We start from the raw sequence: 22612 nt of genomic DNA on the forward strand, positions 1-22612 counted from the left end.
CGCCGAGTGAATATGTACTTTTGTAAGGGAAAAGGGGAAAGATACGAAAGGTATGGGCATAAAAAAAGGAGTACCGCTGTACTCCAACCTTTGTTAACCTTAAATCTAATACTATGAAAAACACATTGCAAAGGTACGAACTTTTTGCTTATCTCCAAATAAAGCAAATAAAAAAGGCTGTTTTATAACATGTTTTAGGAAAATACGTCTCTTTGTTAAGGCTTGCTAAGGTTTTGAAGCCTCTACGCAGCTGTTTTCTAAAAAAGAATTATCTTTGTCACATTAAGTTTTGGGCCTTACTTGACGATTTTCTGCTCTCTTGGCTCAAAATCCTGGAAATTAAAAATTAAAGACTTGTATGCACGAAGATATTGTCCTTACCCCGATGATGAAACAGTTCCTCGACTTGAAGGCAAAGCATCCCGATGCTGTCATGCTGTTTCGTTGTGGTGACTTCTATGAAACCTATTCCACCGATGCCGTCGTCGCGTCCGAAATCCTCGGTATTACCTTGACCAAACGTGCCAACGGCAAGGGGAAAACCATCGAAATGGCGGGCTTTCCGCATCATGCACTCGACACCTATCTGCCCAAGCTGATACGTGCCGGCAAGCGCGTGGCCATCTGCGACCAGTTGGAGGACCCGAAGTTGACAAAGAAACTCGTAAAGCGGGGCATCACGGAGCTGGTGACGCCGGGAGTCTCCATCAACGACAATGTGCTGAACTACCGGGAGAACAACTTTCTGGCTGCCGTACACTTCGGCAAGGGTGCCTGCGGTGTGGCTTTCCTGGACATATCTACGGGCGAATTTCTGACGGCGGAAGGCCCTTTCGACTATGTGGACAAGTTGCTGAACAACTTTGCCCCCAAAGAGGTGCTTTTCGAGCGTGGCAAGCGGTTGATGTTCGAAGGGAACTTCGGCAGCAAGTTCTTCACTTTCGAGCTGGACGACTGGGTGTTTACCGAGACTTCCGCCCGCGAGAAGCTGCTGAAGCATTTCGAGGTGAAGAACCTGAAAGGTTTCGGTGTGGAGCATCTCAAGAACGGTATCATCGCTTCGGGAGCTATCCTGCAATACCTCATCATGACGCAGCATACGCAGATAGGGCATGTCACTTCGCTGGCACGCATCGAGGAGGATAAGTACGTCCGTCTGGATAAGTTCACAGTGCGCAGCCTGGAGCTGATGGGGTCGATGAACGACGGCGGTAGCAGTCTGCTGAATGTGATAGACAAGACCATCAGCCCGATGGGTGCCCGCCTGCTGAAACGCTGGCTGGTATTCCCGTTGAAGGACGTGCAGCCGATTAACGAACGGCTGAATGTAGTGGAATACTTCTTCCGCCAGCCCGATTTCAAGGAGTTGATAGAGGAGCAACTGCATTTGATAGGTGACTTGGAGCGCATCATCTCCAAAGTGGCGGTAGGCCGTGTCTCTCCGCGTGAGGTAGTGGCGCTGAAGGTGGCTTTGCAGGCGATAGAACCCATCAAAGCGGCTTGCATGGATGCCGATAATGCCAGCTTGAATCATATAGGCGAGCAGTTGAACATCTGCCAGTCCATCCGCGACCGCATAGACCGGGAGATAGACAATGACCCGCCGTTGCTGATTAATAAGGGCGGTGTCATCAAGTCCGGTGTTAGTGCCGAGTTGGACGAGTTGCGCCAGATAGCCTACTCCGGTAAGGATTATCTGTTGCAGATACAGCAGCGCGAGAGTGAGCTGACGGAGATTCCCAGCTTGAAGATAGGCTACAACAATGTCTTCGGTTATTACATCGAAGTGCGCAACACGCATAAGGACAAAGTGCCGGCAGAGTGGATACGCAAGCAGACCCTTGCCAATGCCGAACGCTACATTACCCAGGAATTGAAGGAGTACGAGGAGAAGATTCTCGGTGCGGAGGACAAGATACTGGTACTGGAAACACAACTCTATGCAGAATTGGTGCAATCATTGAGCGAGTTCATCCCCGCCATTCAAATCAATGCGAACCAGATAGCGCGTCTGGACTGCCTGCTCTCCTTTGCCACAGCGGCGCGCGAGAACAACTATATACGCCCCGTCATTGCCGACGACGATGTGCTGGAAATCCATCAGGGACGGCATCCGGTCATTGAGAAGCAGCTCCCCATCGGCGAGAAGTATATTGCCAACGATGTGATGCTGGACAGCCAGACGCAGCAGATTATCATCATTACGGGTCCCAACATGGCGGGTAAGTCCGCTTTGCTGAGGCAGACGGCGCTGATTACGCTACTGGCTCAAATCGGCAGTTTCGTGCCTGCGGAGAGTGCCCATATCGGTTTGGTGGATAAGATATTCACCCGTGTGGGTGCCAGCGATAATATTTCCGTGGGCGAGTCTACCTTTATGGTGGAGATGAACGAGGCGGCGGATATCTTGAACAACCTTTCTCCCCGCAGCCTGGTGCTGTTCGACGAGCTGGGACGTGGTACTTCTACGTACGACGGTATTTCCATCGCCTGGGCGATTGTGGAGCATATCCATGAGCATCCAAAGGCGAAGGCACGCACCTTGTTTGCCACGCACTACCATGAGTTGAACGAGATGGAGAAAAGCTTCAAGCGTATTAAGAACTACAACGTTTCGGTGAAGGAGATAGATAACAAAGTCATCTTCCTGCGCAAATTGGAGCGCGGTGGCAGCGAACACTCCTTCGGTATTCATGTAGCCAAAATGGCGGGTATGCCCAAAAGCATCGTGAAACGTGCCAATGACATTCTGAAACAACTGGAAACAGACAACCGCCAGCAGGGGATTTCCAGCAAACCGATGGTGGAAGTGGGAGAGACACGCGGTGGTATGCAGCTCAGCTTCTTTCAGCTCGACGACCCGGTGCTGTGCCAGATACGCGATGAGATACTGAATCTGGATGTGAATAACTTGACGCCGCTGGAGGCGCTGAACAAGCTGAATGATATTAAGCGGATAGTGAAGGGAAAGTGATTTTTACTTATAGGAGAAAACGTGGAATTTCAGGACTTGTACAAGTTTTTGCACAAGCCCTGAAACTCCATGGTTAATAGTTTTTCCTCTAAAATTATTCTTCCAAGATTATCTCTAATTCTGCTATGGCAGCTTTCTTTCCTTTGTCATGGGCCGATAATCCCAATAGTTTCACATAACGTGCCCGGCAAGGAGTAAATTCTATAGTTTGCGTTGCTGTACCTATATGGAAGGTGCCATAGATAATGGGCTGCCCCCAATTTTTTCCATCTTTGCTTGCATATACTTCATAGGAAGCTATCCGTCCTTCTTCGCTATCTTGTCGCGGAGTGTAGCGGATACCCTTTATAGTGGCCTCTTTGGATAGGGAAAGATGTATCTCATGAGGGTAGGGAGCTATGTAGAATTGGTTGTGTACCGTGTGCCAATAGGTGTTTATGTTACCGTCTGCCGCCAGCTTCATGCTGTTGTCTGCATCGCTGTCTACGGAGACCACTATTTGTCTCTGGGATGCTCCGCTGATGTTTTTCAGGATGCTCACATTCAGTTCGGCTGCCGAAGCCCATTTCCTGCCGTGCATTTCGGACAAGGGAACGAATTTGAAGTAACGGGCAGTGACGGGTGTTTCCAATGTTATGGTTTGGGCAGACGTCAGATTGGAGAATGTACCTTTGACGGTGCTTTCCCAATTTTTTCCGTCTTTGCTGAAGCTTAGCTCGTAGTCTTTGACGTGTCCGTTATCATTGGAATGTCGTGCTGTGTAGATGAATTTGTCCACTACCAGTAGGGAAGCCATGTCTACCACAATGCTGTGTGGAAACTCTGGAATGGGTTCGTGCCAACGGGTGTGCCAATACGTGGAAGGGTCTCCGTCGATGGCGTTTTGCGCCTCTTCTCCTTGGCTGTCGCTGCTGGAGGAGACCACCTTCCATGCCGAGTGGTCTACGAATATGGGTAGTTCCATAGTAGTGACCAGGCTCTTGCCTAATTTTCCGGAAACAGCGTATGTTTGTATCTTTCCACCGTCAATGAACTCGAATGGAGCTGTGTATTCCCGGTATTCGTTACCGTTAAGGCTGTAGAAGATGGTCGCGTCCGGAGTTCCAGTACTCATTTGCAGGTAACCGTTGTTATCGCGTTCTACCATTACGGGCATGCATGCAGGCATCTGTACGCGTGCTTTCTTGGTAAGCTCACTTTGCGTGTAGCTTCTTTCCAAAGGCATCATGATGAAGCTGAATGCTACGGGAGTTGCTTGCAGTTCGTATTTTTTCATCGGGCCCGGACCGCAGCTTGCGTTGCCCAGAGGACGATTGTGGGCATCAAGACAAAGAACTGTCTCCTTGCGCATCGGGATGTCGTATTTGTGAATCAGTTTTTGCAGATGGTCGGGATCTGCCATGTCTTGTGCTCTGACATGCAGGGCAGAAGCCGCCATTTGGTCGCCTGCCACGAAAACGAAGCCCATACCGTCGGCGTTGGTGATGGAAATCCAGCGTACCTCTTCATGGTTACCCATCTCCTGAGGCTTTACATAGTTCACCCATTGGTCGGATACTGTACTTTCGTATACGCCTATTGGGGTGGCATCCTTGCGGTCTACGTAGTTTTCCCATGGGCCACGTCCATACCAACGCATACGCTCGAAGCCTTCGGGCAGTTCCATTCGATAGCCCACACGCGGAATGATTTCGCTGTCGGATACCGGGATGATGACACTGTTCACCATGATGGAACCATCGGCATTTACGGTGTATTCTATTTCTGTGCGATACTCAAAACCGAGTTTACCTTTGTGGCAGTTCCGGATGTGCAGGGTTATTCTGTCCTCTTCTTGGTGGGTTTCCCATTTGCCGGTTTCCGCTTGCAGCTGGTAAAGGCCTTTGCGTTGCCAATCGCCACTTACCTGTTTATCGTTGTCGGTGGGAGCACGGAAGAGGTTCAGTTCGAGTCCTTTACTTATCAGGGGGATATTATTCAATGTATATGCCGATAAAGTTCCTTCTTCCTTGGAGAAGACAGCTTCAAAACGTTCACCTTTCACCACCAATGCGTCGGCAGTTTCGTTTAGATTGATGTTTCCTTTTTCGGGTACGAATATAGGTTTCTCGCTGCTTGATAGCTTGAATTGTTCGGTGGCTACCTCGTAGTCGGCTTTTGCCCATTCGGTATCTCTTTTTTGGCAGAAACTGAAATTGATAAAGTATTCTGCTCCGGGTACCTTCGTTGCGGGTATGTCTGGCAGGGTGATGACTTTGCTTGCCTGTGCTTCCAGCTTCAAATCTTCCAGATTGCCTGAGCAGACGGTCCTTCCATCTTCCGTTATTTCGTATCTCCCGTAGAGGTCTTCCATATTGGCATGGAATCGCTTGTTGCTGATTCTATATTTGCCATTCCCTAATGCTTCTATGCGGATGGGTTGATGTATCTTCTTCATTTCATAGGATTTGGCAGATAATGTACGGTCGGAGAAGATGACGCCGTTGGTACAGAAGTTACCGTCGTTGGGCTTGTCACCAAAGTCACCGCCTACGGCCATGTAGAAGCCTTTGCCGTCGGGAGTGGGCATACGCAGGCTTTGGTCTACCCAATCCCAGATGAAACCTCCGATGAGTGCCGGATAGCGTTCGTAGGTTTCCCAGTATTCCTTGAAGTTTCCTATGGAATTTCCCATGGCATGGGCATACTCGCATACTACGTGCGGTTTCACGATCTCGCCCTTTTGTATTTTCTCCAATCGTTCACGGCCTACGTTTTCCAGCCAGTCCACACTTGGGTACATGCAACTGGTCACGTCGCAGAAAGAACTGTTTCCCTCGTAGTGGGTGGGGCGGGTAGTATCCAAACGTTTGATGGCCTTTTCAGCAGTGGAGAAGTTGTTTCCGTTTCCCGATTCGTTGCCCATGGACCACATTACGATGGAAGCGTGGTTACGGAAACGTTTCACTTGGTTCTCGTTGCGCTCGGTGAATGATTTTTCCCATTGTGGCTCGTGTGAGAGACGCATTTCGCCGTGACACTCTACATTGGCTTCTGCCAATACATAGATGCCATAGCGGTCGCATAGGTCGTAAAAGTAAGGGTTGTTGGGGTAATGGGAGGTACGGACGGCGTTTACGTTCAGCGCTTTCATTAGTTGTACGTCCTTTTCCATCTCTTCTTTGGAGACGGTACGGCCATTCAATGGGCTGTGATCGTGGCGGTTGACACCTTTGAAAAGAGTGGGTTTGCCGTTAATCAGCAGTTGTCCGTTTTTGGCAAACTCTATTTCGCGGAAGCCTACCTTTACACTACGTAGGTCTGTCACTTTTCCTTTCTGTTTTAGGGTCAGGGTCAGGTTGTAGAGGCTGGGTGTTTCGGCTGTCCATTTCAGTGGGTTCTTCACATCGAATTCCAGATGGGTACTACCTATTTTTGTGGCGTGGATAGTGCGTGATAGCACTTCCTTTCCTTCTGTGTCGGAGAGCTTCACTATGAGTTCGGCAGAACTTTTCTTACCGGTGATTTCCACGTCCAAAAAAACTGTAGCATTACGATAATCTCCGTCCAAGTCGGTTCGGAAGAAGAAGTCCCTAATTTGCGTGCGTGGTGCTGACCATAGGAATACATCGCGGAAGATACCGCTGAACCGCCAGAAATCTTGACATTCAAGAAAACTTCCATCGGTGAAACGGTACACTTCAACTGCCAATGTGTTTTTTCCTTCTTGTAAATAGGGAGTCAGATTGAACTCGGCAGGTAAGTAGCTGTCTTCTGAATAGCCCACTTTTTTACCGTTCAACCAAAGATAGAAACCTGCTTCCACTCCATTGAAGCGAATAAATACATCTCTGCCCTTCCAAGATGTGGGCAAAGTGAATTCACGTCGGTAACTGCCTACGGGATTGGGCATGTTGGCAAAAGTATAGTCTGCCGGGCGAGGTTGGATGACGTTGGGCCATTGTACTCCTTTACTGTAATCACAGAAAGGGTAAATGGTATTACAATACAAAGGCTTGTCCCAGGGCTTATTATGGCGTACAGCCTCTATCTGCCATGTGGCGGGCACTTTGATGTTATCCCAGCCACTTACGTCGTAGTCGGGCTTGAAGAAATCCTTCGGCCGTTTTTCGGGATCGGCCACCCAATGGAATTTCCATGTACCGTTCAGAGTTTGATAATAGGGGGATTCCTCGATGCTCAGGCGTAGGGCTTGTCCTTCGTCGGCAAAGGGAATAGCGGTTTGGCATGCCGTTTCTTTGTTCACTCCCGAAATGTTCAGGTCATTCCATTCGGGTTGTTCGTGAGTTTGTGCTGTTGCGGTAGCAAGCAGCCCGGTGAATGCGATACTCAAAAAAGAGCTTCTTTTCATAAATACAGATGGTATAAGATGATTAAGTATTAGTGATTTCCTGTCCTTCCTTCACGTTCTTCTTTTGCTGTTCGCAGTATTGACGGGGTGGCATTCCGTAACGTTGTGAAAAAGCTTTATAGAAAGTGCTTCGGTTGGTGAATCCCGTGCGGTCCATCAGCTCTTCGATGGTGAAGTTGCTGGAGACTAACAAGCGTTCCGCCGTGGAGAGGCGGTATTCTTTGATGATGTCGGCAGGCGATTTGTCAGTAAGTGGTTTCAGTTTGCGGTAGAACTGCCGGCTGCTGTAGCCCATTTCCTTACTCAAAAGTTCTACTTGCAGGTCTGGATTGGCTAAGTTCTTTTCAATGACTTCTGTCATTTTCTCTAAGAATTCTTGTTCTTCTTTGTGCAAGCAGCTTCCTTCTTTCCAGGTAAAGGTGCTGAGTGCCGAACTATAATATTCCTTCAGGTTTTCTTCGCGGCGGATGAGATGATAGACCATCTTTTCCAAATATTTCACATTGAAAGGCTTGGTGACATAGGCATCCGCCCCCGATTCCAGTCCTTTTACTTGGTCGTCTTCGTGATGCAGTGCTGAGAGCAGGATTAGGGGAATATGGCTCCACAGCTTGTGTTGCTTGATGGTGGAGGTGAAGGATAACCCATCTATATCGGGCATCATCACGTCTGAGATGATGAGATCTGGCTGTCGTTGCTCCAGGCTGTCTAATGCCTTTTGGGCATTATTGAAAGAGAGTACGTTGTATTTCTCTGTGAATATTTCGGATACGAACCACAGCATGGAAGGGTCATCATCTATCACCATGACCGTCTGCTTGTTTGCGTCGAATTCTTGGGTGTATTTTTCGGGCAATTCTTGCACTTCTTCGGTGGGAATGCTTGGAGAAGCCGCTTCGTATGCAGTTTGCGGTACTTCTTGTCCGTTTGGGGGGAGCGAGGGAAGGCTTACAGTGAAGGTGGTCAGTTCGCCCGGTGTGCTTTCGATGTTTATGTCTCCTTCCAACAGGGTCACCATGTTTTTGCAGATGGCCAACCCCAGTCCGTTTCTTGAGTTTTTGCCGTTCATCTCCACGGAGTCGAGAATCTTATAGCGGTCGAATATCTTTCCGAGATTTTCCGGTGTGATGCCTTTGCCGGTATTGGCTATCTTCAAAATAAGACGTTCGTTTTTCGTGTACAATGTTACGCTGATGTTCCCCTTGTCGGGTGTGTACTTGAAAGCGTTGGATATGAGGTTTCCGGCTATTTTGTTGAAGCAGCTCAGGTCGGTGTTCCATGTCAGTTCGGGGGCTATGTCAAGGCAGTAGTTCATTTCTCTGTTTTCCGCCATGTCACCGAAGGATTCGGCGATGTCCCTTAACTTTTCGGAAACAGGTTGCGGCTGTATGGAGAGCATTTTGTTTTCCGTTTCCAGTCTTCTGAACTCCAGCAATTCCACAATGAGACCATTCAGCTTTTCCACATTTTGCTGAATCATCTTGGCGTAGCGGTGCGTGTAGATATCTGTCTCCTTGTGGGTGAGTATCTTCTCGCACGGTCCCTGAATCAGGGTGAGGGGGGTGCAAAACTCGTGGGTGATGTTGGTGAAGAAGCGTAGTTTTGATTCATAGACTTCCTCTTTTTTCTGTCGTTCCATTTTCTTCATCATGTGCTGCCGCTTCAGGCGGTAGGTATAGAATGCATAGGCGACTATGCCTGTACATAATAGTAACCCTAACAAAAAGTAGCCCACATAGGCCCAGGTACTGAGATACCAGGGAGGAGCGATGTAAATGGTGAAGGCTTGCGGATGGCTTTCTTTACCGTTGATGTTGTTGCGGTATTTCACAAACAGAGTATATTCTCCGGGGGAAAGGTTGGAGAAGATGGCATTGGGTGAAACTCCGTTTTCTATCCATTGGTCGCTTGCTTCCTTTAGTTTATAGGAGTAGAAATAGTCGTTTCCGTTAATGTAGTCTGTTATCCGGAAGTTGAGCTGGAAGAAGTTGTGTTTGTAGTCCAGTTGTAGCACGGGCTTCCCGTCTTTGTAATGTAAAAAGTCATGCAGGTTGTATTCCTTACCGAAGATGGAAAGTCCTTTCAGGCTGATTTCGGGCATATAGTCCGTGGTGATGTAAGAATCGGGCTTCACGGTGACGAAGCCGTTTACACCTCCAAAGAAAAGGATTCCCGTAGCATTGTCTTTGTAGAAGGCTCCATCACTAAATTCGGTCACGGCCAGTCCGTTTCCGTTGTTGTAGGTCTGCTTGGTCTGTTCTTGGGGATTGAGTCTCATTAATCCTTGATTGGTACTCACCCAGAGATTGCCTCGGTTGTCCTCCAAGATACCATGTACGGTGCTGTTGGTGTAGAGCTTTGCACTGATGCTGTCTGGGTTTCCGTCTTCGTTTGAGTAGAAGCGGAGAAGCCCTGATCCAGTGCCCAGCCAGTAGCCTTGTTCGTTTTTGTGTATGGCGAACACATCGTTGGCGGTTTGGCTGTTTACCAAGTTGTTGAAGCGGAACTGTGCCATTTCTCCAGTACGTACATCAATGCGGTAGGCTCCGAGCCCTCTGTTCCCGAACCACAGCGCAGAGCTGCTTTCACGGTAGGAGGTGAAAAAATAGTTTGATGCCATATGTCCGTTACTCACCAAAGTCCGTGTAGCATGCTTCACAATAGGATCTTTTCTCTGATTTTCTAGTGTCACCTTTACGATTCCTTCGCCCACGGTGGAAATCCACAGTGTACTGTCATTGGTTTGGTCAATGGAGTGCACATATTTCACTTTGGTTCCATTGGCTTGTACCGCCAGTTCTTTCAATTGGTGGGTAGAGTAGGAATAATAATTGATTCCGTTTTCCGTACCTATCCAAAGTCGGTCTTTTCCACCGGGTGCAAAACAGTAGACGGAGTTGTCAGTCAATGTGCTGTTACCGGTGATGAGACGATCATGTTTTTCGGGTGTATTGTTGACAAGATAATTCGGTATACGCAATATGCCACTGCCTTTGGTTCCTATCCATAAGGTCTGCTGTGGGTCGAGGTAAAGGCTGCGTACCGGGTTGTTCACCTGATATGCTGGAGTGTTGAGTAGGGTGTTGGTCATGGTGAATGTGTCATTGTAAAGCATGTATAACCCTTCTCCGTCGGTAGCTACCCATACGATATCTTGAAATTTGTCTTTCATCAGGCAGAAGATGCCCGACTGTATTTCAGTGTATTCTATACGGTATTTAATCTTTTGGTTTGCTTCATATTTCAGTACTATCAAGCCGCTGCTTTTGAAACCGATACAGAAGTCATTTTCTCGTTTGATGATGGAAGATACTTCACCTCGTTTTTCTATTTCGTCTTTCAGGTCGGCAATGTAGTAACACTGTCGGTTGCTGAAACTATATTCGTAGAGGGCATAGGTTTCATCAATGAAGTAGGCTGAATCTTCTCCGATGAAGGCATGCTTCAAGCCGTGATGTCCAAATGGCTTTTCCGGAATCAGTGTCACGCTTTTTCCCGTGTGGTTCAGACGATAGCAACGAGTGTTGTTTCCAGTTGCGAATATCCAAAGCAGGTTGTTGGAATCGATGGTCATGGACAGTACTTTATTAAAATCCATGGAAGGGGTGTTTAACTGGAGAAATTTCTGGTTCTCTTGTTGGTAGTGATACAGATTTCCGTCATCTTTCAGCACTAACATGCACTTATTGTTGCTTCGTGCCAAGAAGATGTTGTCCTTGAATTCGGTAAAGGTCCGGCAGGTCTGTCGGTATGTATCCAATCTGTCTAACCCGTAGTTGGTTTGTAACCACAGTATGCCTGGCTCTGATTCTACGATCTGGCTGATAATGTTGCCTGACAATAGGTTACGTGACACATCAACGGGCGTATATAGGTGGATATTGTTGCCGTCAAACACGTTCAGTCCGTCGCATGTTCCTATCCATAGTACACCTTGGCTATCTTGGTAAAGGGATTGGATGGCACTATTGGAAAGACCGTTTTTATTGGAGAATTGCCGTAGGCTGTAAGCGTACACAAAATCCGGAAAACAGCATAAGAGGCTGATGAGCAATAAAATCGTATGGCCTTTCCAGTATATGTCTTTCATGTGGCTTGTTGTATTGATTTTGAGTTGCAAAGATATATTTTAAGGTGGAAACAGTCAATTTTTGCAATATATTTCTTTAGTTGTAGGCTTACAGTTTGCTTTGTATCTGCTCCGTATCCTTAGAAATGTATTTGTACGGAGCAGATAGGTATGGATATGATTAGCGAATGACCGCAGCGAATCCACCGTTGCGTGCCAAACGGACTGTGATATGGTCGCCTTTCTTCAAGGATTGTTCTTGCTTGCGGTAGTCCATGGCTTGGTGGTCAGCGTTGATGCCGTCTTCAAAAGAGGTCATGAGATAATTTTTTCCTTCTTGCAGGAAATCGAGGGAGATGTTGAAGACCCGTTCGTGTTCGCGGTTGTTGGTCATGCCTCCTATATACCATTGATTTCCTTTACGTTTGGCTACGATGGCATACTCTCCCGCTTCGGCTTCGAGGGCGATGGTCTCGTCCCATGTTTGGGGCACTTGGGTGATGAAGCGTGTACATTCGTCGTTGCGATAGTAGAGGGTGGGATTGTCTGCCATCATCTGCAGGCCTGTTTCAAAGAGGACGAAGAGTGCCATCTGGTAAGCACGTGTGCCGATGCTGGCTGAATTGGGGCGTTCGGAACGGTAAACCTCGGGCTGCATGCTGAGCATGGCACCGGGAGTATAGTCCATGGGCCCTACCGCGTTGCGTATAAAGGGGAAGTAGACACTGTTGTCGGGGCGGCATCCGCCCATTTGCTCCATGCCTCTCACACCTTCGTAGGAGAGCACGTTGGGGTATTTGTATTCTAATCCGGCAGGTTTGAAGGAGCCGTGGAAGTCGACGAAGAGGTGGTGCTCGGCGGCTTCGCGTGCCACACGTTCGTAGAAGTTTACCATCCATTGGTCGCTGCGATCCATGAAGTCTATCTTCACGCCTTTCACGCCCCACTTTTCGAAGGTCTCGAACAGATCGAAGTGGTTTTCCACCGTGAGCCAGGTGAGCCACAGTACAATGCCTACGTTTTTCTCCTTACCGTAGCGGATGAGTTCGTGTACGTCTACCGTGGGATTGGGCGTGTAGGGGTCGCGGGTGCTCATCGCCCAGCCTTCGTCCATTACGATATATTCTATGCCGTAGCGGGATGCGAAGTCAATGAAGTACTTGTAGGTGTCGAGGTTGCAGCCTGCTTTGAAGTTCACGTCGAGACCGTAGGGTGTGGCTCCGTTCCACCATTCCCAGCTGGCCAGCCCGGGCTTGATCCAAGAGGTGTCTTCTATGGCATTCTTTTCTGCAAGACGGTAGGAGAGGGTGTTTTCTATAAGTTTGCGGTCGTCGTCGGTAATGACAAAGTAACGCCACGGATAGCTGCGCTTTCCTGCGGTGCGTGCCATGCAGTCGGCTTCCTTCAGAATCTTGAGGCTGCGGTCGCCGTCTTCGCCGAACTCAAGGGGCAGGCGGGGAAAGGCGGAGGTGATGCCGCCTTTCCCGTCACTTTTCAGGAACATGGCGGGATAGTCTGTCAGGTCGGTTTCGCTGATAAGGATTTTGGTACCTTTTCGTGTGTCGGCTAAGAGAGGAAGCAAGGCCATGCGGTTGGAGGCTTTCCACTCGCTGCTGGTCTGGTGACGGTACTCTTCTTCGTAGGCGGTCTTGAAACCGCCGGGTTGCTGGAGGTGCAGCAGGCAGTCGTCCGCAAGGTTCAGGCAGAAAGTTTCGTTCATTATCTCTTGCTCGCCTTTCAGGTCGGTGAGGAAGCGGTAGGCGAATCCGTCGTCAAAGGCACGGAACTCTACCGAATAGCCTCCTTTGAACTTCAGCAGCAATTGGTTGTAGCGGTTGGTTACGGTAGAGAATTTCAGGGGCACCACTGGAGTCAGCTTTTCGTCTATGCTTTGGCGCACCGCTTTGCTCAGTCTGGGGCGGAAGCCCAACTGGCGGTTGGCAGTTTCCAAACCGATGGCACAGCCATCCATCAGTGTTTGGTCTCCTTGGGTCACGTCATATCGGATTTGATCGGTCAGCTCCACCGAGATGCGGATGTTTCCATTGGGTGAAGCCAGTTGATGTGTTTTCTGTCCGAAAGTGGCCAGTGAGAAGCAGAGGACTGCCGTGAGTAGGAATTGTTTCTTCATGTTCTTAGCTTTTGGGTTTTATGGTATGCAAAGATAGTCGGTGCCTCGCAAGAAGTGTGTCTCATTTGTGACATAAGTGTATAAAATTTCGCCACGAACGGCTTTTTACACATCTATGTCGTGAATTTGTACAGCATGGGAGTGGAGGACGGGCTATCTTTGTGTTGAAGACGAAGAATCGGATTCTTGTACTTTGTACCTTTGGAACAGACACTTTTTAAATGAAAAACAATAATAACTGAACCATGAAAATGAAACGAATGTTGACGGGGAAGGCTCGTCTGATTGCGGGAGCCATGATGCTGGCCGTTGTAGGCGGGCAAGTGTCGGCTCAGACCGTTGCGCCGAAGAAGGCGAAAGCGTATATGGTGGCGGATGCCCACCTGGACACGCAGTGGAACTGGGACATCCAGACCACTATCAAGGAGTATGTTTGGAACACTCTGAACCAAAATCTTTTCCTTTTGAACCAGTATCCCGATTACATCTTCAATTTTGAGGGTGGTGTGAAATACGCTTGGATGAAGGAGTATTATCCCCGTGAATACGAATTGATGAAAGCCTTTGTAAAGGCAGGCCGTTGGCACGTAAGTGGAGCCAGTTGGGACGCTACCGACACGCTGGTACCTTCCATCGAATCATTCATCCGCAACATCATGTTGGGACAGGAGTTCTATCGCAAGGAGTTGGGTGTGGAAAGCACAGACATCTTCCTGCCCGATTGCTTCGGATTCGGTTGGACATTGCCTACCGTTGCCGCTCATTGCGGACTGATAGGCTTCTCTTCGCAGAAACTGGACTGGCGTAGCAATCCTTTCTACGGCAAGAGCAAGCATCCCTTTACCATCGGATTGTGGAAAGGTGTGGATGGGGCATCCATCATGCTGGCTCATGGATACGATTACGGTCGCCGCTGGAATAACGAAGACCTTTCACAGAGCAAAGATTTGATGGAACTCTCCAAACGTACTCCATTGAATACCGTTTACCGCTACTACGGCACAGGTGATGTGGGCGGTTCACCTACCATCGCTTCCGTGGCTTCCGTGGAGAAAGGCATCAAGGGAGACGGGCCGTTGAAAATTATCAGTGCGACCAGTGACCGACTGTTTAAGGATTACCAACCATATAACGCTCATTCCGAGCTTCCCGTATTCGACGGCGAACTGCTGATGGACGTTCACGGCACCGGCTGCTACACTTCACAGGCAGCCATGAAGCTTTATAATCGCCAGAATGAACTTTTGGGCGATGCAGCCGAACGCGCTTCTGTGGCTGCCGCTCTTTTAGGGACTGCCGAATATCCCGGAAAGAGTTTGTCGGAATCTTGGCAACGCTTCATTTTCCACCAGTTCCACGATGACCTGACGGGTACCAGCATTCCTCGTGCCTACGAATTCTCCTGGAACGATGAATTGCTCTCTCTGAAGCAATTCTCCGGCATCCTGACTCATGCCGTGGAGAGTGTGGCGGGCAAGCTTGACACCCGTGTCAAGGGGACTCCCGTAGTGCTTTATAACGCTTCGGGCTTCAAGGCTACCGATGTGGTGAGCATGGAAGTGGAAGCTTCCCGTTTCCCCAAAGGCGTGACAGTGTACGATGAACAAGGCAAGCAGGTGGCTTCTCAGTTGGTTTCATACACCGATGGAAAGGTCCGCTTGTTGGTAGAAGCCACTGTACCAGCCAACGGATATGCGGTTTACGATGTCCGTCTCTCCGGAGAGGGTAAAAAGGCATCTGTTGTTGAAGCTGCAAGTATCGAGAATTCGCTCTACAAATTGACACTGAATGAGAACGGTGACATCACTTCGCTGCTCGACAAGAAAAACAACAAGGAGCTGGTGAAAGCCGGCAAGGCTATCCGTCTGGCCCTCTTCACTGAAAACGAGTCGTTCGAATGGCCGGCATGGGAGATATTGAAAAAGACCGTGGATGCTACTCCTGTCTCCATCACCGAGGATGTGAAAATGACTCTCTGCGAAAACGGCGCATTACGCAAGACTCTGTGCGTGGAGAAACGTCACGGCGACTCTTTCTTCCGTCAGTACATCCATCTGTATGAAGGCGCATTGGCCCACCGCATTGACTTCACCAACGAAGTGGACTGGCAGTCTGCCAACGCCCTGCTGAAGGCCGAGTTCCCCCTCAACCTGAACAACGAGAAAGCTACTTACGACTTGGGCGTGGGTAGCGTGCAGAGAGGAAATAACATCTTGACCGCTTACGAAGTATATGCCCAATACTGGGCGGACCTGACAGAAGCGAACGGTTCTTACGGCGTTTCCATCATGAACGACAGCAAATACGGCTGGGACAAGCCCGACAACAATACCCTGCGTCTCACTTTGCTGCACACTCCGAAGACAAAAAGGAACTATGCTTACCAAGACCGTCAGGACTTCGGTCGTCATATCTTTACTTACAGTTTGGTAGGTCATGCAGGCGCTTTGGACGTAGTTCAGACCCGCGAGAATGCCGAACTGCTGAACCAGCGCATCAAGGCGTTCGCAACCGGAAAGCATCGCGGTGAATTGGGCAAGAGCTATTCATTGGCTTCTTCCGACAACCGCAATGTCCTTATTAAAGCCTTGAAGAAAGCCGAAAGCTCGGATGAGTATGTGGTACGCGTGTACGAAGCCGCAGGCAAGCAGGCACAGAAAGCCTCGATTGTCTTTGCCGACGACCTTGTGGCTGCTGTAGAGGCAGATGGTACGGAAAAGACCATCGGTAAGGCTACATTCAGTGGAAACCGCTTGGAAGTGTCAGTCAGTCCAAACAGCATTAAGACCTATAAGGTGCGTTTCGCTTCCGGTAAGAAGGTGCAGGCGGTTGGTGAATCATTGCCGCTTGCTTATGACAAGAAGTGCTTCAGTTGGAACGAGTTCAAGGCTGCTGCCGATTTTGAGTCCGGTTATTCTTACGCTGCCGAATTGATACCTGCTGAGATGAATGTGCATGGAGTGCCCTTCAAACTGGAGACACGCGAGGAACTGAACGGCATGGCTTGCAAGGGCAATGTACTGAAACTGCCTGCCGACCGTGCTTATAACCGCCTCTATATCCTTGCTGCCGCTGCTTCCGATAAAGATGTAAAGGGAATATTCCGTGCGGGCAGGTCTGAGCAGGAAATCATCGTGCCTTCTTATACGGGATTCATCGGTCAGTGGGGACACACCGGACATACGGAAGGCTATCTGAAAGACGCTGAAGTGGCCTACGTGGGTACGCACCGTCATTCCGGCGAAGGCGACCAGCCGTATGAGTTCACCTACATGTTCAAGTTCGCCATCGACCTGCCCGAAAAGACTACCGAGGTGGTGTTACCCGATAACAAGGATATTGTTATCTTTGCCGCTACTTTGACTGATGCCGCCACTACCCCCGTTTGTCCTGCTTCCGAACTGTTCCGCACGGCAAACAAGCGAGATGACTATCAGGTGGAAAACTCCGTGCAGAGAGTGAACTTACTGAAGGAGGACATGATAATGGGATGTTCGAGCTACGTGAACGAGAAAGAGAAACCGGCTTTCATGGTAGACGGTGACGAAGACACCAAGTGGTGTGCCATTGCCGGAATGCCCCATTACGTAGACTTTGACCTGGGCAGTGAGAGAAGCATCAACGGCTGGAGGTTGCTGAACGCTGCCGGCGAAAGCCATTCCTACGTCACTTCCACCTGCTTCCTGCAAGGCAAGAGCGACAAGAACGGCGAATGGCGTACACTGGATTTTGTTTCAGGCAACAGCAAGAATGTGGTGAACCGTACGCTGGGCAAGCCCGAAAGTGTCCGCTACCTGCGTCTCTTGGTGACGCAACCCATGCAGTCGGCTTCCGGTAAGGATGCGCGCATCTACGAAATGGAAGTGTACGAATAAACAGTCATTATAGCCCCATTCTTCAGGTACTTGTGTCTGTGGTGACAGGCACAAGTATCTGAAGAATCAGATGTAAGCATTTGATAAACAGATGATGATATATGGGTGGCTGTAAGTTAACAACTCTCGGAAGGCAGCTGACAAAATCAAAACAGTTTTTAATAAATACCTTGAAAAATGAGAATTAGAATATTTGCCGTTGCATGTTTATTAGCTACTAATCTCTTTACAGTATCTGCTCAAAAGTGGTTTACGCCTGAGGCAGAGAAACGAACGGATGCTCTTTTGAGCCGGGTGGTAGAAGGAAACTACAAGAATAATCGCTATCCTCTACTCCGTAAGCCCTTGATGGAACTTCCTTTAGGCAGCATCAAGCCTAAAGGCTGGTTGCACGAAATGCTGGTTCGCCAGAAAAATGGTGCCAGCGGTCAGATGGACGTTCTTTACCCTTCGGTTATGGGCAAACGCAATGGCTGGTTAGGCGGTGATGGCGACCAGTGGGAACGCGGCCCGTACTGGATTGACGGCCTGCTTCCTTTGGCATATATACTGGATGATGAAGCCTTGAAAGCCAAAGTGCAACCTTGGATAGAATGGGCTTTGCAGAGCCAGCGCGAGGACGGATTTTTCGGTCCGGAAAAAGATTATCCGGGAGAGCCGGGGCTGCAACGTGATAACTCGCACGACTGGTGGCCGCGTATGGTCATGCTGAAAATCCTGCAGCAGTATTATTCGGCAACGAACGATAAGAGAGTCGTCGCTTTTATGACCAAATATTTCCGTTATCAACTGAACACCTTGCCGCAAAAACCTTTAGGACACTGGAGCAGTTGGGCCGAATTCCGTGCTTGTGACAATCTGCAAGCTGTATATTGGCTCTATAATCTTACGGGAGAGGACTTCTTGCTTGAATTGGGGCATTTGCTGCACCGGCAGAGTTTCAGCTTCACTGATATGGTAGACAGGGGAGATTTACGCAAAACCTGCACTATACACTGTGTCAATCTGGCGCAAGGCATCAAAGAACCGATTATTTATTATCAACAAGATACCGACCGGAAATATATTGATGCCGTCAAGGAAGGTTTTCGGGATATTCGCCGGTTCCACGGGCAGCCGCAAGGCATGTATGGAGGCGATGAGACTTTGCATGGAAACAATCCTACACAAGGCTCGGAGTTGTGTTCGACCGTAGAGCTGATGTACTCGCTGGAGAAAATGGTGGAGATTACGGGAGACATAGACTTTGCCGACCATTTGGAACGCATTGCCTTTAATGCTTTACCGACCCAAATATCCGATGACTTTATGGCCAAGCAATACTTCCAGCAACCGAATCAGGTGATGGTAACGCGCCACCGCCGCAACTTCGACCAGGATCATGAAGGGACAGACCTTGCTTTCGGCACTCTGACCGGATACCCGTGTTGTTTTTCGAATATGCACCAAGGTTGGCCAAAGTTTACACAGCACCTATGGTATGCCACACCTGATAACGGCATTGCAGCCATTGTCTATTCTCCGTCGGAAGTAACAGCCAACGTGGGTGATAATGTATCGGTGGTTATCAGTGAAGATACTTACTATCCGATGGATCATCAGATAACTTTTACCATCAAAGAGGTGAAGAATAAGGTGAAACAAGTGAAATTTCCGTTCCACCTGCGTGTCCCGAAGTGGTGCAAGCAAGCTGAAATACGGGTAAATGGAAAGATGGAACAAACTGTCGAAGGCGGGAAAACAGCCATCGTAGACCGTACATGGAAGCGGAATGACAAGATTGAACTGTATCTGCCCATGGAGGTCTCTACCGGCACATGGTATGAAAACGCAGTATCTATTGAAAGAGGTCCGTTGGTATATGCCCTGAAAATGGAAGAAAACTGGGAAAAGAAAGAGCTTAAGGATAGTTGGTATGGTCCTTATTATTACCAGGTGACTTCCTCCGACCCATGGAACTACGGATTGGTGGACTTTGACCGTAACCGAATGGACGAGGCGGCCCAAGTGAGCATCAATAGCGAAAAACTGCAATCAGACTTTCCTTGGAATCAGGAAAATGCGCCGATTGAAATAAAGATGAAGGCTCGTCTTATCCCTACCTGGACAGTATATAATGAGATGGCAGGGCCTCAGCCCTTCTCTTTCTGTAGCGGTGCCGAAGGAGGAGAACAAGAAATCACGCTGATACCCTACGGTTGTACAACCTTGCGTATTTCGGAATTCCCGATCGTTGGGAAATGATGTTTCCGAGATATGTGGGAAGCAGTGTATTTGTTTTGTGACAAACTTGTTTCAAAATCCTGCCATGTCCGGAATATGGACGGTTATGTCACGGATTTATAGTTGGCTTTTAAGCCTACTGCCTATTTTTGCAATCGTTTTTAATAGGATTTATATATAAAAAGGAAGGCTCCTTACGATGGAGTGAAGAAAAACAAGTAGAACAATTTAATGCCATTGAAAAAGATGAAAAAATCCAAGAAAGTACTCCTCTGCCTGCTGGCATGCGCCTTGGCAGTGACGGGATGCAAAACACAGAAAGAACCGGCCGCAGCGGACAACGCCATGCTGGCCAAATCTACACAAACACTTGATTCTTTATATGCTCACTATTCTGCACCGGGTACCTGCCTGTTGCGTGAGAACTATCCCTCGGATGTGGAAGGATACACTGCCACTTATCTGGCTTCCGAGGAACAGAAAAATCGCCCTAATCTTTATTCTTATCTGTGGCCCTATTCCGGCACCTTCTCTGCCGTGAATGCACTGATGGAGGCTACGAAAGAGAATAAGAAAGATTTCGGGAACTATCAGAAGCTGCTTGATGTGAAAGTGCTGCCGGGACTTGCCGAATACTTCGACACCCGTCGCATGCCCGAAGCGTATGCTTCTTACATCAAGGATGCTCCGCTGTCCGACCGCTTTTACGATGACAACGTGTGGCTCGGCATTGACTTCACGGATGTCTACCTGATGACTCGCCAAGCCAACTACCTGCAAAGCGCCAAGCTTATCTGGAAGTTTATAGAAAGCGGTATGGATGATTGCCTGGGAGGCGGCATCTACTGGTGCGAACAGAAGAAAGAGTCGAAGAATACCTGTTCCAACGCTCCCGGCTCTGTTTTTGCCCTGAAACTTTTTAAGGCTACACAAGACAGTTCTTATTTTGATAAAGGAAAGGGCTTGTACGAATGGACCAAGGCAACGTTGCAAGACACTACCGATTGCCTCTACTTCGACAACATGCGTTTGGACGGCGAGATAGGTCGTGCCAAATTTGCCTACAACAGTGGGCAGATGATGCAGTCGGCCACCTTGCTCTATCAGCTTACCGGCAATGTACAGTATTTGGAGGATGCGCAGGCGATTGCTGCCGCTTGTCACAATTACTTCTTCACGGAATTCACGCCCGAACAGGGAGAACCGTTTCATATGCTGAAGAAAGGTGATGTATGGTTCACTGCTGTTATGCTGCGCGGTTTCGTTGAACTTTATCAGACAGACAGTAACAAGACTTACCTTGATTCCTTTGCCCGGAGCTTGGATTACGCCTGGGCACATGCCCGTGAAGAAAACGGTCTTTTCAATACCGACTTCACCGGCAAGGATCGCGACAAGCGTAAATGGCTGCTGACACAAGCCGCCATGGTAGAGATGTACGCACGTTTGGCGACAGTCCGCTAATATCAGCCTTTTACAATTAAAAACGAATAAGACAATGAAAAAGAGAAACATTGCCCTATGCGCTACAGCCTTGCTCTGTATGCAAGGTTATGCCAAGACAGAGACTTTCACCTTGAAAGGTGACAATACCCATGTGGAGAACTACGCTCTGATGACTGCCGCTTATAAAAGCAATCGTCCGAAAATGAAGAAACGCCTCTTTACTTCAAAAGTCGTGGAAGCCGAGATTGTTCGCGTGAAGCAGCTGCTTACCAATCCCAAATTGGCTTGGATGTTCGAAAACTGCTTCCCCAACACGCTCGACACTACCGTACACTTCCGTATGCTGGATGGTAAGCCCGACACTTTTGTGTACACCGGTGACATCCATGCCATGTGGCTGCGCGACTCCGGTGCACAGGTGTGGCCGTATGTACAGTTGGCCAATGATGATGCCGAGTTGAAAGAGATGCTCGAAGGCGTTATCCGTCGTCAGTTCCTTTGCATCAACATCGACCCATACGCTAACGCTTTCAACGATGGGCCTACAGGAGGTAGCTGGATGTCAGACCTGACAGACATGAAGCCCGAACTGCACGAGCGCAAATGGGAAATCGACTCCCTCTGCTATCCGCTTCGTCTGGCCTACCAGTATTGGAAAGTGACTGGTGACAGCAGCATCTTCGACGGTGAATGGATGAAAGCGATTACTGCCATCCTGAAGACTTTCAAGGAACAGCAGCGTAAGGACGGTGTAGGCCCTTATCATTTTCAACGCAAGACAGAGCGTGCCCTTGACACCTTGAACAATGATGGTCTGGGTGCTCCGGTCAATCCCGTGGGGCTGATTGTTTCTGCTTTCCGCCCGTCGGACGATGCCACTACGCTTCAATACTTGGTTCCTTCCAACTTCTTCGCCGTTTCTTCTTTGAGAAAGGCTGCCGAAATCCTGACGGAAGTGAACAAGGAGAACACCTTGGCTAAGGAATGCACTGAGCTGGCTGCCGAGGTAGAGACAGCTTTGAAGAAATACGCTACTTACAATCATCCCAAGTTTGGAACCATCTATGCGTTTGAAGTAGACGGATTCGGCAACCATTTGTTAATGGACGATGCCAATGTACCTAGTCTCCTCGCCATGGCTTACTTGGGTGATGTGGATGTAAACGACCCTATCTATCAGAATACACGCCGTTTTGTGTGGAGCGATAGTAACCCTTACTTCTTCAAAGGCAAAGCCGGCGAAGGTATCGGGGGGCCGCACATCGGTTATGATATGGTATGGCCCATGAGTATTATGATGAAGGCATTTACCAGCCAGAATGATGAGGAGATAAAGACCTGTATCAGGATGCTGATGGATACGGATGCCGGTACGGGATTCATGCACGAGTCTTTCCACAAGGATGACCCCGCTAACTTTACCCGCGCATGGTTTGCTTGGCAGAACACGCTGTTTGGAGAGCTGATTCTGAAATTGGTGAACGAGGGTAAAGTGGATTTGCTGAACAGTCTGTAAAAACAGAAATCATTTAAAATCAATAAA

At 48.8% G+C, this 22612-nt stretch carries 8 protein-coding genes; 5 read left to right on the plus strand and 3 right to left on the minus strand.

Annotation, left to right across the window (positions count from 1 at the left end; all coding sequences use genetic code 11):
• Window positions 1-358 precede the first annotated feature (358 nt).
• Window positions 359-2974 (plus strand): DNA mismatch repair protein MutS, encoded by a 2616-nt coding sequence (gene mutS, locus DWZ67_RS13075; RefSeq protein WP_087332806.1) that lies wholly within the window; start codon window positions 359-361, stop codon window positions 2972-2974.
• Window positions 2975-3068: 94 nt separating this feature from the next.
• On the opposite strand, the gene DWZ67_RS13080 is transcribed toward mutS, so the two are convergent.
• The 3 genes from DWZ67_RS13080 to DWZ67_RS13090 form a co-directional block, all read right to left on the minus strand.
• Window positions 3069-7325, minus strand: a complete 4257-nt coding sequence (locus DWZ67_RS13080; RefSeq protein WP_120139008.1) for a glycoside hydrolase family 2 TIM barrel-domain containing protein — start codon at window positions 7323-7325, stop codon at window positions 3069-3071.
• Window positions 7326-7347: 22 nt separating this feature from the next.
• Window positions 7348-11415, minus strand: a complete 4068-nt coding sequence (locus DWZ67_RS13085; RefSeq protein WP_120139010.1) for a hybrid sensor histidine kinase/response regulator transcription factor — start codon at window positions 11413-11415, stop codon at window positions 7348-7350.
• A gap of 160 nt (window positions 11416-11575) precedes the next feature.
• Entirely contained in the window at window positions 11576-13525 is a 1950-nt protein-coding gene (locus DWZ67_RS13090) for a glycoside hydrolase family 97 protein (protein ID WP_120139012.1), read from the minus strand.
• A gap of 245 nt (window positions 13526-13770) precedes the next feature.
• Between DWZ67_RS13090 and DWZ67_RS13095 the strand changes: the two genes are divergently transcribed.
• The 4 genes from DWZ67_RS13095 (at window position 13771) to DWZ67_RS13110 (ending at window position 22585) form a co-directional block, all read left to right on the plus strand.
• Window positions 13771-17400: a glycoside hydrolase family 38 C-terminal domain-containing protein gene (locus DWZ67_RS13095; protein WP_120139014.1), complete on the plus strand. Its 3630-nt coding sequence runs from the start codon at window positions 13771-13773 to the stop codon at window positions 17398-17400.
• Between the two features lie 177 nt (window positions 17401-17577).
• A complete protein-coding gene (locus DWZ67_RS13100; protein ID WP_120139016.1) occupies window positions 17578-19644 on the plus strand; it encodes a beta-L-arabinofuranosidase domain-containing protein in 2067 nt (688 codons plus the stop codon).
• Window positions 19645-19869: 225 nt separating this feature from the next.
• Window positions 19870-21087, plus strand: a complete 1218-nt coding sequence (locus DWZ67_RS13105) for a glycoside hydrolase family 76 protein (RefSeq protein WP_120139072.1) — start codon at window positions 19870-19872, stop codon at window positions 21085-21087.
• A 34-nt stretch (window positions 21088-21121) separates the two neighbouring features.
• Window positions 21122-22585 (plus strand): glycoside hydrolase family 125 protein, encoded by a 1464-nt coding sequence (locus tag DWZ67_RS13110; RefSeq protein ID WP_120139018.1) that lies wholly within the window; start codon window positions 21122-21124, stop codon window positions 22583-22585.
• The last annotated feature ends 27 nt before the right edge of the window (window positions 22586-22612 follow it).

Origin of the sequence: Bacteroides sp. AF34-31BH, from assembly GCF_003602795.1 — a bacterium.
Lineage (GTDB): Bacteria > Bacteroidota > Bacteroidia > Bacteroidales > Bacteroidaceae > Bacteroides > Bacteroides uniformis.

Coding starts and splice junctions, on each gene's coding strand:
- mutS (WP_087332806.1), top strand. CDS start 359: ATGCACGAAGATATTGTCCTTACCCCGATGATGAAACAGTTCCTCGAC.
- DWZ67_RS13090 (WP_120139012.1), bottom strand. CDS start 13,525: ATGAAGAAACAATTCCTACTCACGGCAGTCCTCTGCTTCTCACTGGCC.
- DWZ67_RS13100 (WP_120139016.1), top strand. CDS start 17,578: ATGAGAATTAGAATATTTGCCGTTGCATGTTTATTAGCTACTAATCTC.
- DWZ67_RS13080 (WP_120139008.1), bottom strand. CDS start 7,325: ATGAAAAGAAGCTCTTTTTTGAGTATCGCATTCACCGGGCTGCTTGCT.
- DWZ67_RS13105 (WP_120139072.1), top strand. CDS start 19,870: ATGAAAAAATCCAAGAAAGTACTCCTCTGCCTGCTGGCATGCGCCTTG.
- DWZ67_RS13095 (WP_120139014.1), top strand. CDS start 13,771: ATGAAAATGAAACGAATGTTGACGGGGAAGGCTCGTCTGATTGCGGGA.
- DWZ67_RS13085 (WP_120139010.1), bottom strand. CDS start 11,415: ATGAAAGACATATACTGGAAAGGCCATACGATTTTATTGCTCATCAGC.
- DWZ67_RS13110 (WP_120139018.1), top strand. CDS start 21,122: ATGAAAAAGAGAAACATTGCCCTATGCGCTACAGCCTTGCTCTGTATG.